The sequence below is a fragment of the Burkholderia sp. PvR073 genome, from assembly GCF_054055695.1.
This window is the reverse complement of sequence record NZ_JBSRXO010000018.1, coordinates 61,619-75,003: the sequence shown is the minus strand read 5'-3', so window position 1 is coordinate 75,003 and position 13,385 is coordinate 61,619. Positions and strand designations below refer to the sequence as shown.

General features: G+C 68.6%; 10 protein-coding genes. 8 read left to right on the top strand and 2 right to left on the bottom strand.

The window, feature by feature from the left end; translation table 11 throughout:
• Positions 1 to 96: 96 nt before the first annotated feature.
• Positions 97 to 1,794 carry a single-stranded-DNA-specific exonuclease RecJ gene (gene recJ / locus ACVK00_RS32310; protein ID WP_354122991.1) on the bottom strand — a complete coding sequence of 566 codons (1,698 nt, stop codon included), beginning with the start codon at positions 1,792 to 1,794 and terminating at the stop codon, positions 97 to 99.
• Positions 1,795 to 1,804: 10 nt separating this feature from the next.
• Positions 1,805 to 2,881 (bottom strand): regulator, encoded by a 1,077-nt coding sequence (locus tag ACVK00_RS32305; RefSeq protein ID WP_284898578.1) that lies wholly within the window; start codon positions 2,879 to 2,881, stop codon positions 1,805 to 1,807.
• Positions 2,882 to 3,032: 151 nt separating this feature from the next.
• Here ACVK00_RS32305 and ACVK00_RS32300 point away from each other — a divergent pair, with 151 nt between their 5' ends.
• The 8 genes from ACVK00_RS32300 to eno all read left to right on the top strand — a co-directional run bounded on the left by ACVK00_RS32300 (position 3,033) and on the right by eno (position 13,377).
• Complete coding sequence (locus tag ACVK00_RS32300) at positions 3,033 to 4,286, top strand: lipoprotein-releasing ABC transporter permease subunit (RefSeq protein WP_006755310.1); 1,254 nt, start codon at positions 3,033 to 3,035, stop codon at positions 4,284 to 4,286.
• Positions 4,279 to 5,037 carry a lipoprotein-releasing ABC transporter ATP-binding protein LolD gene (gene lolD / locus ACVK00_RS32295; RefSeq protein ID WP_392840290.1) on the top strand — a complete coding sequence of 253 codons (759 nt, stop codon included), beginning with the start codon at positions 4,279 to 4,281 and terminating at the stop codon, positions 5,035 to 5,037. The genes ACVK00_RS32300 and lolD overlap by 8 nt, the downstream gene beginning before the upstream one ends.
• Before the next feature lie 65 nt (positions 5,038 to 5,102).
• Positions 5,103 to 5,891, top strand: coding sequence for a TatD family hydrolase (locus tag ACVK00_RS32290; protein WP_354122990.1), 789 nt, complete (start codon positions 5,103 to 5,105; stop codon positions 5,889 to 5,891).
• 57 nt (positions 5,892 to 5,948) lie between these two features.
• Complete coding sequence (locus ACVK00_RS32285; RefSeq protein WP_456826979.1) at positions 5,949 to 8,438, top strand: DNA internalization-related competence protein ComEC/Rec2; 2,490 nt, start codon at positions 5,949 to 5,951, stop codon at positions 8,436 to 8,438.
• A 22-nt stretch (positions 8,439 to 8,460) separates the two neighbouring features.
• Positions 8,461 to 9,306 (top strand): alpha/beta fold hydrolase, encoded by an 846-nt coding sequence (locus ACVK00_RS32280; protein WP_228904787.1) that lies wholly within the window; start codon positions 8,461 to 8,463, stop codon positions 9,304 to 9,306.
• Between the two features lie 171 nt (positions 9,307 to 9,477).
• On the top strand, positions 9,478 to 11,136 hold the full coding sequence (locus tag ACVK00_RS32275; protein WP_006751588.1) for a CTP synthase: 1,659 nt from the start codon (positions 9,478 to 9,480) through the stop codon (positions 11,134 to 11,136).
• Complete coding sequence (kdsA, locus tag ACVK00_RS32270) at positions 11,133 to 11,987, top strand: 3-deoxy-8-phosphooctulonate synthase (protein ID WP_006761902.1); 855 nt, start codon at positions 11,133 to 11,135, stop codon at positions 11,985 to 11,987. Before ACVK00_RS32275 ends, kdsA begins: the two co-directional genes overlap by 4 nt.
• 106 nt (positions 11,988 to 12,093) lie before the next feature.
• Positions 12,094 to 13,377 (top strand): phosphopyruvate hydratase, encoded by a 1,284-nt coding sequence (eno, locus tag ACVK00_RS32265; protein WP_006751590.1) that lies wholly within the window; start codon positions 12,094 to 12,096, stop codon positions 13,375 to 13,377.
• Positions 13,378 to 13,385: the final 8 nt, after the last annotated feature.

The window sequence follows — 13,385 nt, the reverse complement described above, 5'->3', positions numbered from 1 at the left end:
TTCCCGGTGACGCGGAGTGTGCTTGCATGCGCGCCGTGGCCCCGTTCGGCGCGGCGCGCATGCGGCCCGCGAGCGCGCGGGCCGGATGGCCGGTGCTCAGCCGGCCGCGTGCTCGACGATCAGTTGGACGCGCGTGACGCCATTCCACGTGTCCGCGACGAGGCGATACGCGATCAGCGCGCTCGCCGGCAGCGGCTCGGTGTGGTTGAACCAGATCGCGTTGAAGCGCTGGCGGCCGCGCGCCAGCTGCAGCTTCAGGTGCTTTTCCTTCACGAGCGACTGCGACACGACGTCGAACTCGCCCGAGAAAAGCGGGGCCGGAAAGCCCTGGCCCCAGACGGCTTCGTCGAGCAGCCCGACGAACTGCGGCGTGAAATACGCGTCCTCCAGTTCGCCGTCGGTCTCGATCACGCGCGCGAGCGCGTCGTCGGACAGCCACTCGCGCGCGACGGCCTCGAACGCGGCCGCGAAGCGCGGCACGTCGTCGGTGCCGAGCGTGAGGCCGGCCGCCATTGCGTGGCCGCCGAACGCGACGATCAGGTCGGGCTCGCGCTTCGACACCAGGTCGAGCGCGTCGCGCAGGTGGAAGCCGGGAATCGAGCGGCCCGAACCCTTGACCCGCGTGCCGGCTTCGTCCGCATGCGCGAACGTGAACGACGGGCGGTGGAATTTCTCCTTCAGCCGCCCGGCAACGATGCCGACCACGCCCTGGTGCCATTCGGGATTGAACAGCGTGATCGTGCACGCGTCGGCCGGATCGACGTCGGCGAGGTCGGCGAGCGCCTGCTGCTGCATGCCGGCCTCGATCTCGCGGCGCTCGCGGTTCATTACGTCGAGCTGCTGCGCGAGGTCCCACGCGCGGCCGATGTCGTCGGTGATCAGGCATTCGATGCCGAGCGACATGTCCGAGAGCCGCCCGGCGGCATTCAGGCGCGGGCCGAGGCCGAAGCCGAGGTCGAACCCCGATGCGGTGCGCGCCTCGCGGCCGGCGGCGCGGAACAGCGCGGCGATGCCCGGCTGCATGCGGCCGTTGCGGATGCGCTGCAGCCCCTGCGCGACGAGCACACGGTTGTTGCCGTCGAGCCGCACCACGTCGGCGACGGTGCCGAGCGCGACGAGATCGAGCAGTCCGTCGAGGCGCGGCTCGGCTTCCTTGCTCGCGAACGCGCCGCGGCGGCGCAGCTCGGCGCGCAGCGCGAGCAACACGTAGAACATCACGCCGACACCGGCGATGTGCTTGCTCGGGAACGCGCAGCCGGGCTGGTTCGGGTTGACGATCGCGCGCGCGGCGGGCAGCGCGTCGCCGGGCAAGTGGTGGTCGGTCACGAGCACGTCGATGCCGCGTGCATTCGCGGCTTCGACGCCCGCGACGCTCGCGATCCCGTTGTCGACGGTGATCAGCAGGTCGGGCTTGCGTGCGGCCGCGAGTTCGACGATCTCGGGCGTGAGCCCGTAGCCGTATTCGAAGCGGTTCGGCACCAGGTAGTCGATCTGCGCGCCGAACATCCGCAGGCCGCGCACCGCGACCGCACAGGCGGTCGCGCCGTCGCAGTCGTAGTCGGCGACGACCAGCAGGCGCCGCTTGTCGGCGATCGCATCGGCGAGCAGCGCCGCGGCGTCCGCGCAGCCTTTCAGTTCGGTGGGCGGCACGAGGCGCGCGAGCGCGGTCTCGATGTCGGTCGGGGACTGCACGCCGCGCGACGCATACAGGCGCGCGAGGACGGGATGCAGGCCGTGGCGCGCGAGCGCTTCGGCGTCGGCGGGCGCGACGGGGCGGGTAACGATCCGGGTCATACGAGTGGGGTCATTCGAACAGGGACGCCAGCGCGCGGCGGCGCCAGAACTTGCGCAGGTCGCCGCGCGTCGCGTGCAGCGTCACGGAGCTGGTGTCGCCGCACAGCGTGAAATCGACGCTGGCCAGCTCGCCGTTCCGCAGCGCGGCGAGGGTCGGCGCGAACCAGTCGCGCTCGAGCATGGCGAGCGCGTCGTGCCAGCGTGCCCAGTCCTGTTCGATGAACGGGGCGGACAGTGCCGGCAGTTCGACGAGCGTCGCGCCGGCGGCGGCGGGCAGCGCACCGAAGGCGGCCGGCGCGGCACCGGCCTCGGCGTGCGCGGCGCTCGCGAGGCCGAGCGCCGCGGGGGAAGCGGACAGTACGCGCTCGAACGGCTTGCCGACCGGCTTCAGCGTGCCTTGCGCATGGAACCAGATCGAATTGACGGCGGGCAACCCGCGCGCTTCGCGCGCTTCGTTGACCGGGTGCTGGAACCACGCCATCTGCACTTCGTTCTGGAGCTTCATCCACATCCGCGAACGTTCGCCGGTGTGCGCCTCGTGCGGCAGCCAGATTTCGATGTTGCGGCCGCTCGCGCGCAGCGGCGCGGCGCCGGCGAGGCGGGCGAGCTGTTCGCTGGACAGGTACCAGCGGGTCGGCTGCGGCGCTTCCAGCCGCACGCCGAGCTCCTCGATCAGCGGGCGCGCGACCGCCAGCAGCGCGGCCGCGTCGCCGTCGTCGAGCGCGAGGCTGGCCGGGTCGACGAGCACGAGGTGATCGTGCGCGATCTGGACGTGCACCGGCTCGACGCACGCCCAGGCCTGCGTGCCGGGGTCGCCGCCGTCCGCCAGCAGCATGTAGGGCGCGAGCGGCGCCTCGTCGGCGGCGTTGCCCCGGCTCGCGCCGAACTGGCGGGCCAGCCAGCGCTCGTGCGGCAGCGTGCGCTGGAAGTCCTCGCCGGCCACGCGCTCGACGAGGCTCGCGCGGGCCAGCAACTTTTCGAGCGCGGGACTGTCCAGCGTGTGCAGGGACGAGGCCGCATCGGCTGCCGACGGCAGCGCGAACGGAACGAGAAAATGGAGGCGTCGGTCGTGCATGATGGTGCGCATTGTATGGCAAACTGCGCGCGTGATCGGGCCGGCGGACGGCCCGATTGCGTCCGGCGACCGTTTTTCGACCGCGCCCGGGCGGCCGGCCGCCACAGGATGGCGCTCCGGGCGCGGGCCGTCATCCCCGCCGTAACCAGCAGAAAGGATTCGCTTGAAACTTCCGTACGAATGGCAGATCGGCTGGCGCTACACGCGCGCCGGCAAACGCACGACCGGCAACGGCTTCATTTCCTTCATCGCGCTCGTGTCGATGCTCGGGATCGCGCTCGGCGTCGCGGCGCTGATCGTCGTGCTGTCCGTGATGAACGGCTTCCAGAAGGAAGTGCGCGACCGCATGCTGTCGGTGCTCGCGCACGTCGAGGTGTTCTCGCCGACCGGCTCGATGCCCAACTGGCAACTGACCGCGCAAGAGGCGCGCCGCAATCCGTTGGTGACGGGCGCGGCGCCTTACGTCGATGCGCAGGCGCTGCTCACGCGCCAGGACGCGGTGAGCGGCGTGATGCTGCGCGGCATCGAGCCGTCGCTCGAACCGCAGGTGTCGGACATCGGCAAGGACATGAAGGCGGGCCAGTTGACCGCGCTCGTGCCCGGCCAGTTCGGCATCGTGCTCGGCGATGCGCTCGCCGGCAACCTCGGCGTGACGGTCGGCGACAAGATCACGCTGGTCGCGCCCGAAGGCACGATCACGCCGGCCGGGATGATGCCGCGGCTCAAGCAGTTCACGGTCGTCGGCGTGTTCGAATCGGGCCACTACGAATACGACAGCACGCTCGCGATGGTCGACATCCGCGACGCGGAGGCGCTGTTCCGGATGTCCGCGCCGACCGGCGTGCGGCTGCGGCTCACCGACATGCAGAAGGCGCCGCAGGTCGCGGTCGAGCTGTCGCACACGCTGTCGGGCAGCCTGTACATCCGCGACTGGACCCAGCAGAACAAGACCTGGTTCTCGGCCGTGCAGATCGAGAAGCGGATGATGTTCATCATCCTCACGCTGATCATCGCGGTCGCTGCGTTCAACCTCGTGTCGTCGCTCGTGATGACGGTGACCAACAAGCAGGCCGACATCGCGATCCTGCGCACGCTCGGCGCGCAGCCGGGTTCGATCATGAAGATCTTCGTCGTGCAGGGCGTGACGATCGGCTTCGTCGGCACCGCGTCGGGCGTCGCGCTCGGGTGCCTGATCGCATGGAGCATTCCGTGGCTGATCCCGATGATCGAGCATCTGTTCGGCGTGCAGTTCCTGCCGCCGTCGGTGTACTTCATCAGCGAGCTGCCGTCCGAGCTCGTCGCGGGGGACGTGATCAAGATCGGCCTGATCGCGTTCGTGCTGTCGGCCGTCGCGACGCTCTATCCGAGCTGGCGCGGCGCGAAGGTGAAGCCGGCGGAGGCGCTGCGCTATGAATGATCGCGCGACCGCATTCGCGGATTCACGACAACCCATCAGACAGGATTCGGCAGGTATGCAGGAATACGTGCTTCAGGCGCGCGGGATCACGAAGGCGTTCGTGCAGGGCGGCTTCAATGTGCAGGTGCTCAACAACACCGAGCTGACGGTGCGGCGCGGCGAGAAGCTCGCGGTCGTCGGCGCGTCGGGCTCCGGCAAGAGCACGCTGCTGCACGTGCTGGGCGGCCTCGACGAACCGAGCGCGGGCGAAGTGTCGCTGCTCGGCAAGCCGTTTACGCAGCTCGCCGAGCGCGAGCGCAACGAGTTGCGCAATCGCGCGCTCGGGTTCGTCTATCAGTTCCATCACCTGCTGCCGGAATTCACCGCGCTCGACAACGTCGCGATGCCGCTGCGCATTCGCCGGATGACGACCGAGGATGCGCGCGAGCAGGCACAGGCGATGCTCGAGCGGGTCGGTCTCGGTCCGCGTGCGAAGCATCGGCCGGGCGAGCTGTCGGGCGGCGAGCGACAGCGCGTCGCGATCGCGCGCGCGCTGGTGACGAAGCCGGCCTGCGTGCTCGCCGACGAGCCGACCGGCAACCTCGACGGCACGACGGCCGATACGGTGTTCAACCTAATGCTCGAATTGTCCGAGACGCTCGAAACGAGCTTCGTGATCGTCACGCACGACCCCGAGCTCGCCGCGCGCTGCGACCGCATCATGCGCTTGCGCGACGGCGTGCTGCACGAGGAGCCGGCGCTGCCGGTGTGAACGAGCGCTCCCGCTGCGCTGCCGGGTGAGCCCCGGCGGCGCGGCGAGGGCGCAGGAAAACCGCCATGTGGATCGATACGCATTGCCATCTCGATGCCGCCGAATTTGACGCCGACCGTGACGCGGTCGCCCAGGCGGCGCGCGCGGCCGGCGTGTCGCGCATCGTGATCCCGAGCGTCGGGCGCGACAATTTCACGACGGTGCGCGAACTCGCGCAGCGCACGCCGGGCGCGGTCTATGCGCTCGGCATCCATCCGATGTTTACGCCACAGGCGCACGACGCGGATCTCGACCGGCTGCGCATGGAGATCGAGGCGAGCCTCGACGATCCGCGCTTCGTCGCGATCGGTGAGATCGGTCTCGACTACTTCGTGCCGGGGCTCGACGAAGAGCGGCAGCAATTCTTCTATCAGGGGCAGCTCAAGCTCGCGCGCGAATTCGACCTGCCGGTCTTGTGCCACGTGCGCAAGTCGCAGGACCGCGTGCTCGCCGGGTTGCGTCGCTTCGGCGTGCGGCGCGGTATCGCACATGCGTTCAACGGCAGCTTCCAGCAGGCCGAGGCGTATCTCGCGCAGGGGCTGCACCTCGGCTTCGGCGGCAACGTGACGTTCAGGCGTGCGTTGCAGATCCGCCGGCTCGCCGCGCAGTTGCCGCTCGACGCGATCGTCGTCGAGACGGACGCGCCCGACATCGCGCCCGAGTGGGCGTACAAATCCCGCAACGCGCCCGACCAAGTGCCGCGCATCGGCGCCGTGCTCGCCGAACTGCGCGGGATCGACGTTCACTCCCTGTCCCTATCCACAACGGCTAACGCGCTCGCTGCGCTGCCGCGCCTCGCACTTTCGTCCGCATAATCGTTGCCGGAAGGCGCCGCATCGACATCGGCGGCGCCGGGTCGACGAGGAGGCGCGATGCGGGTGTGGTGGATCGCGTTCGCGCTCGGCGTCGTCGTGCTGCAGCGGCAGGCGGCGTTGCCGGGCGCGAGCGGCTGGGTAATCGGGGCGGCGGTGCTGGCCGGTTGCGGCGCGCTGCTCGCATGGTGTGCGCGCCGCCGTCGAACCCGTGCGATCGTCGCGCTCCGGTGGATGCTGTGCGCAAGCGCGGCCTGTGCGATCGGATTCGGCTATGCGGCCGCGCGCGCCGAATGGCGGCTGCGTGACAGCCTGCCCGTCGAGCGGGAAGGGCGCGACATCGCCGTCACCGGCGTGATTCGCGGGTTGCCGGTGATCGACGACACCGGCGCGCGACTGCTGTTGGCCGTCGAATCGAACGACGCGGGCCTGGCCCGTTTCCCGCCGGTGATCCGGTTGTCATGGCGCACATACGGCGCGCCCGCCGCACGCGATACGATTCCCGACTTGCGCGCGGCGCAGCGCTGGCGTCTCGTCGTGCGCCTGAAGCGCCCGCATGCCGAGGCGAACCCCGGCGTGCGCGACAGCGAGGCGGCGTGGCTGGCCGCGGGCATTCGTGCGATCGGCTACGTCGTCGCGCCCGAGCGCGCGGAATTGCTCGACGCGCGCGCAGCGGGATGGCGCGCATCGATCGATCGGCTGCGCGACGCGTTGCGCACCCGTATCGGCGACGCGCTCGATAACGCGCGCCATCGCGGCATCGTCACCGCGCTCGCGGTCGGTGATCAAGCCGGTATCGGCGACGACGACTGGCGCGTGCTGCGCAATACGGGCACGAGCCATCTGGTCGCGATTTCGGGCCTGCACGTCGGGCTCGTCGGCGCGATCGCAGGCGGGATCGTTTCGATGGTCTGGCGGCGTCTGCGCTGGCGCGGACGTGCCGCGGCGCTCGTGATGCCCGCGCCATACGTCGCTTCCCTGGCGGCGCTGACGGCCGCCGCCGGCTATGCGGCGCTTGCCGGCTTCAACGTGCCGGCGCAGCGCGCGTGGTGGATGATCGCGGCCGGGGCGGCTGCCTATCTGGCCGGACGCAGCGTGCCGACTTCCGCGGTGTTGTGCGCGGCGCTCGGCGGCGTGCTGCTGGCCGATCCGTGGGCGGTGCTGTCGGCCGGGTTCTGGCTGTCGTTCGGGGCGGTCGCCGTGATCCTGATGGCGGTGGCGGGCTGGCGCGCGGTGCGTGAATTCGACGGCGGCGACGACAGTGCGCCCGATGGCGCCGCCGCGGTCGATCGCCGGCGCCGGCTGCGCGCATGGTGCATGCGTGCCGGACGCCGGATCGCGGAGGCGACGCGCGTGCAGTACGCGGTGACGCTCGGCCTCGCGCCGCTCACGGCCGCGTGGTTCGCGCAGATCTCGGTATCGGGTCCGCTCGGCAATGCGTTTGCGATTCCGTGGGTCAGTTCCGTCGTGACGCCGATCGTGCTCGCCGGTATCGGGTTGCCCGCGCCGTTGGACGCGGTTGCATTTCGGCTCGCGCATGCGGCGCTCGAACCGATGATGGCGCTGCTCCGGCACCTCGCCGACTGGCCGGCCGGCGTGTTCTGGCTGCGCATGCCGGACTGGCCGGTGCTGGCGCTTGCGTGCGTGGGTGTCGGGTGGGCATTGATGCCGCGCGGCTGGCCGCTGCGCTGGGCGGCGCCGCTCACATGGCTGCCACTGGTCGCACCGGCGCCCGATGCGCCGCCGCCGGGCGGTTTCCGACTGACCGTGCTCGACGTCGGGCAGGGCGCGTCGGTGCTGGTCGAGACCGCGCGCCGGACCCTGCTGTTTGACGCGGGGCCGGATGCGGAGTCGACCCATGCCGGTACGCGGATCGTTGCGCCGGCGTTGCGTGCACGTGGAATCCGGACCCTCGATTCGCTCGTGCTCAGCCATGCGGACGCCGATCACGCGGGCGGCGCGGCGGCCGTCTATGCGGCGGCCGAGGTCCGCCAGCTGCTCGCCGGCATTGCGCCGCGGCACCGGCTGTGGCGCGACGCGCAGGCGGCCGGCGTGACCGATCGGCTGCCGTGCGCGGCCGGGCAGCGGTGGACCTGGGACGGTGTCGTCTTCACGATGCTGTGGCCGCCCGGCGTGGCAGGCGCAGGCCCGTCGAACGAGCGATCCTGTGTGTTGCGCATCGACGCGGGCGGCACGTCGGCACTGCTGACGGGCGACATCGAGGCGCGCGCCGAACGGCGGCTGGTGGCCGACGCGCGCGACGCACTGGCCGCGCAGATCCTCGTCGTTCCGCATCACGGCAGCCGCACGTCGTCGGTCGAGCCTTTCCTCGATTCGGTCGAGCCGCGCGTCGCGGTATTTCCTGTAGGCTATCGCAATCGCTTCGGGCATCCGCACCGGACGGTCCTCGCGCGCTACGAGGCGCGCGGGATCCCGCTGCCCCGCACCGATCGCGACGGGGCCGTGCGGTTCGACGTCGCGCCGGCGGGCGGCGTTTTCGCGTTCGAGCGTTATCGCGATGCGCGGCGACGGTACTGGATGGACCGGTGATCGACACAGGAGACATTGGCGTTTGAAGGACATCCTCCACTTCTCGCATGCGAACGGTTTTCCGGCGTCGACGTACCGGACGATCTTCGCCGAGCTGGCAGACGACTACGAGCTGCGCTACATCGAGCGCATCGGTCACGATCGCCGCTACCCGGTGACGCGCGACTGGCCGCATCTCGTCGAGCAGCTGCTCGACGACATCGGCGGCCGCTACGAGCGCCCGGTCTGGCTCGTCGGCCATTCGCTCGGCGGCTACCTGTCGCTGATGGCCGCGCTGAAAAAGCCGCAATGGGTGCGCGGCGTGGTGATGATCGATTCGCCGATCATCGCGGGCTGGCGTGCCGGCGCGCTGCGCGCGAGCCAGTGGGCCGGGCTCGACGAACGGCTGTCGCCGGCGGCCGCGACCCGCAACCGGCGCACGCGCTGGACGAGCCGCGACGAAGTCTGGCGGCACTTCCACGAGAAACCGGCGTTCGCCCGCTGGGACGAACGGATGCTGTCCGACTACATCGATTACGGCATCCCGCAGGCGGGCGCCGACGGCGAACGCGCGCTCGCATTCGACCGCCAGGTCGAATACCTGATCTACCGGACGTTGCCGCACACGCTCGGCCCGCGGCTCGCGCACGGCGCGCCGGTGCCGCTCGGCTTTCTCGCCGGCACGCGCTCGCGCGAAGTGCGGCAGGTCGGGCTCGACGCGACGCGCCGCGCGGCGCGCGGGCGCATCGAATGGCTCGAGGGCAGCCACCTGTTCCCGATGGAGCGGCCGATCGAGACGGCCCGCGCATTGCAGCGGATGCTGAATTCGCTGAAGGCGACGGAGGGCGGCGTGCCGCGCGACAGCGTGGCGCTCGCGAAGCGCGCCTGACGCAGTCCGGTGCACTGCGTTGCACATGCGCGGTGCACCGACCGGCCGGTCGGTTCGCGTCGGCCCGCACGGCCGGTGCGGCAATGCGCGAAGGGGCGCGATCATCGCGCCAATTGCTGAGAGAAGGGCGGGCTTTACGGTATAATCCGTTTTTCCCGCGAGCATCCAGCGATGACCAAATATGTTTTCGTCACCGGCGGCGTAGTTTCTTCCCTCGGCAAGGGTATTGCCGCCGCCTCTCTCGCCGCGATCCTTGAATCGCGCGGTCTGAAAGTCACCCTCCTCAAACTCGATCCCTACATCAACGTCGACCCCGGCACGATGAGCCCGTTCCAGCACGGCGAAGTGTTCGTGACGGAAGACGGAGCGGAGACCGACCTCGACCTCGGCCACTATGAGCGCTTCATCAGCACGAAGATGCGCAAGGCCAACAACTTCACGACCGGCCAGATCTACGAATCGGTGATCCGCAAGGAACGCCGCGGCGACTATCTCGGCAAGACCGTGCAGGTGATCCCGCACATCACGAACGAAATCCAGGCATTCATCGAGCGCGGGGCGGCATCGGCCACCTGCGGCGAGCCGGACGTCGCGATCGTCGAGATCGGCGGTACCGTCGGCGACATCGAGTCGCTGCCGTTCCTGGAAGCCGCGCGCCAGATGAGCCTGCGCCTCGGCCGCAACAGCGCGTGCTTCGTGCACCTGACGCTCGTGCCGTACGTCGCGACGGCCGGCGAGCTGAAGACGAAGCCGACCCAGCACAGCGTGCAGAAGCTGCGCGAGATCGGCATCCTGCCGCACGTGCTGCTGTGCCGTGCGGATCGCCGCATCCCCGACGACGAATCGAAGAAGATCTCGATGTTCTCGAACGTGCCGGAAGACGCGGTGATTTCGGTGTGGGACGCCGACAGCATCTACAAGATTCCGCAGATGCTGCACGACCAGGGCCTCGACCGGATCATCTGCGAGGAGCTGAAGCTGTCGCCGAAGGACGCCGACCTGAGCATGTGGTCGGAGCTCGTCGAGAAGCTGGAAAACCCGAAGCACGAAGTCACGATCGGCATGGTCGGCAAGTATGTCGATCTGACCGAGTCGTACAAGTCGCTGATCGAGGCGCTGCGCCACGCATCGCTGCACACGTCGACCAAGGTCAACATCGAGTACATCGACTCGGAAGAGATCGAGGCGAACGGTGTCGACAGCCTGAAGCACCTGGATGCGGTGCTCGTTCCGGGCGGTTTCGGCCGTCGCGGCACGGAAGGCAAGATCGGGGCGATCCGCTACGCGCGCGAGTCGAAGGTGCCATACCTCGGCATCTGTCTCGGCATGCAGCTCGCGGTGATCGAATTCGCACGCGACGTCGTCGGCCTGAAACAGGCGAACAGCACGGAATTCGATCCGGAAACGCCGGAACGCGTGGTCGCGCTGATCACCGAGTGGTACGACCGCGATGGCAAGGTCGAGACGCGCACCGAAGAGTCGGATCTCGGCGGCACGATGCGCCTCGGCTCGCAGCGCTGCCCGATCAAGCCGGGCACGATGGCCGAAGAGATCTATGGCAAGGACGTGAACGAGCGCCATCGCCACCGTTATGAAGTCAATAACCGCTTCGTGCCCCAGCTCGAAGCCGGCGGCCTTATCATCAGCGCCCGTACCCCGAGCGAGGATCTGCCGGAAATGATGGAGCTGCCGCGTTCGATGCACCCGTGGTTCGTCGGCGTCCAGTTCCACCCGGAATTCACGTCGACGCCGCGTGACGGCCATCCGCTGTTCAAATCGTTCGTCGAAGCCGCGCTCGCCAACAAGCAAGCGCGCGGAGTGAAAGCATGAAGCTGTGCGATTTCGAGGTCGGTCTCGACCAGCCTTTCTTCCTGATCGCGGGTACCTGCGTCGTCGAATCGGAGCAAATGACGATCGACACGGCGGGCCGCCTGAAGGAGATCTGCGAGAAGCTGAACGTGCCGTTCATCTACAAGTCGTCCTATGACAAGGCGAACCGCAGCTCGGGCAAGTCGTTTCGCGGCCTCGGAATGGACGAGGGCCTGCGGATCCTCGGCGAAGTGAAGCGCCAGCTCGGTCTGCCGGTGCTGACCGACGTGCATTCGATCGACGAGATCGAGCAGGTCGCGTCGGTCGTCGACGTGCTGCAGACGCCCGCGTTCCTGTGCCGCCAGACCGACTTCATCCATGCGTGCGCGCGCTCGGGTAAGCCCGTCAACATCAAGAAGGGCCAGTTCCTCGCGCCGCACGACATGAAGAACGTGATCGACAAGGCGCGCGAAGCGGCGCGTGAAGCCGGCCTGTCGGAAGACCGCTTCATGGCGTGCGAGCGCGGCGTCTCGTTCGGCTACAACAACCTCGTGTCCGACATGCGTTCGCTCGCGATCATGCGCGAGACGAGCGCGCCGGTCGTGTTCGACGCGACCCACTCGGTGCAGCTGCCGGGCGGGCAGGGCACGAGCTCGGGCGGCCAGCGCGAATTCGTGCCGGTGCTCGCGCGTGCCGCGGTCGCGACGGGCGTCGCGGGCCTGTTCATGGAAACGCACCCGAATCCGGCCGAAGCGAAGTCGGACGGCCCGAACGCGGTGCCGCTGAACCGGATGGGCGCGTTGCTGGAGACCCTCGTCACGCTCGACCAGGCGGTGAAGCGCCATCCGTTCCTGGAAAACGATTTCAACTAAAGATCGAATGAACCTTGCGGCGGCTTCGCGCGTCTGTAGCGAAAGCAGTTTCGGCACGCGTGTCGTCGCAGTTTGAAGAATCCATCGTCATTCTCAGAGGAAACCCATGAGTGCAATCGTAGATATCATCGGCCGCGAGATTCTGGATTCGCGCGGAAACCCCACCGTCGAATGCGACGTGCTGCTCGAATCGGGCACGATGGGCCGCGCGGCGGTGCCGTCGGGCGCGTCCACCGGCTCGCGTGAAGCGATCGAACTGCGTGACGGCGAAGCCGGCCGCTACAACGGCAAGGGCGTGCTGAAGGCGGTCGAGCACATCAACACCGAAATCTCCGAAGCCATCATGGGCCTCGACGCGTCGGAACAGGCGTTCCTCGACAAGACCCTGCTCGAGCTGGACGGCACCGACAACAAGTCGCGCCTCGGCGCGAACGCGATGCTGGCCGTGTCGATGGCCGTCGCGAAGGCAGCGGCCGAAGAAGCCGGCCTGCCGCTGTACCGCTACTTCGGCGGCTCGGGCGCGATGCAGCTGCCGGTCCCGATGATGAACATCGTCAACGGCGGCGCGCACGCGAACAACAGCCTCGACATCCAGGAATTCATGATCGTCCCGGTCAGCCAGCCGACGTTCCGTGAAGCCCTGCGTTGCGGCGCGGAAGTGTTCCACGCGCTGAAGAAGATCCTGAGCGACCGCGGCATGAGCACGGCAGTCGGCGACGAAGGCGGCTTCGCACCGAACTTCGGCAGCAACGACGAGTGCCTGTCGACGATCCTGCAGGCGATCGAGAAGGCCGGCTACCGTGCGGGCGAAGACGTGCTGCTCGCGCTCGACTGCGCGGCCTCCGAGTTCTACCATGACGGCAAGTACCAGCTCGCCGGCGAAGGCCTGCAACTGTCGTCGGCCGAATTCACCGACTACCTCGCGACGCTCGCCGACAAGTTCCCGATCGTGTCGATCGAGGACGGCATGCACGAAAGCGACTGGGAAGGCTGGAAGCTGCTGACCGAGCGCCTCGGCAAGAAGGTGCAGCTCGTCGGCGACGACCTGTTCGTCACGAACACGCGCATCCTGAAGGAAGGCATCGAGAAGGGCATCGCGAACTCGATCCTCATCAAGATCAACCAGATCGGTACGCTGACCGAAACGTTCGCGGCAATCGAAATGGCGAAGCGCGCGGGCTACACGGCCGTGATCTCGCACCGCTCGGGCGAAACGGAAGATTCGACGATCGCGGACATCGCGGTCGGCCTGAACGCCGGTCAGATCAAGACGGGTTCGCTGTCGCGCAGCGACCGCATCTCGAAGTACAACCAGCTGCTGCGTATCGAGGAAGATCTCGGCGATATCGCGAGCTACCCGGGCAAATCGGCTTTCTATAACCTGCGCTAACGCGTTAC

Bases quoted from the DNA above. Each gene is read 5' to 3' on its own strand.
- eno (WP_006751590.1), top strand. From the start codon at position 12,094: ATGAGTGCAATCGTAGATATCATCGGCCGCGAGATTCTGGATTCGCGC.
- lolD (WP_392840290.1), top strand. From the start codon at position 4,279: ATGAATGATCGCGCGACCGCATTCGCGGATTCACGACAACCCATCAGA.
- ACVK00_RS32290 (WP_354122990.1), top strand. From the start codon at position 5,103: ATGTGGATCGATACGCATTGCCATCTCGATGCCGCCGAATTTGACGCC.
- ACVK00_RS32275 (WP_006751588.1), top strand. From the start codon at position 9,478: ATGACCAAATATGTTTTCGTCACCGGCGGCGTAGTTTCTTCCCTCGGC.
- ACVK00_RS32285 (WP_456826979.1), top strand. From the start codon at position 5,949: ATGCGGGTGTGGTGGATCGCGTTCGCGCTCGGCGTCGTCGTGCTGCAG.
- kdsA (WP_006761902.1), top strand. From the start codon at position 11,133: ATGAAGCTGTGCGATTTCGAGGTCGGTCTCGACCAGCCTTTCTTCCTG.
- recJ (WP_354122991.1), bottom strand. From the start codon at position 1,794: ATGACCCGGATCGTTACCCGCCCCGTCGCGCCCGCCGACGCCGAAGCG.
- ACVK00_RS32305 (WP_284898578.1), bottom strand. From the start codon at position 2,881: ATGCGCACCATCATGCACGACCGACGCCTCCATTTTCTCGTTCCGTTC.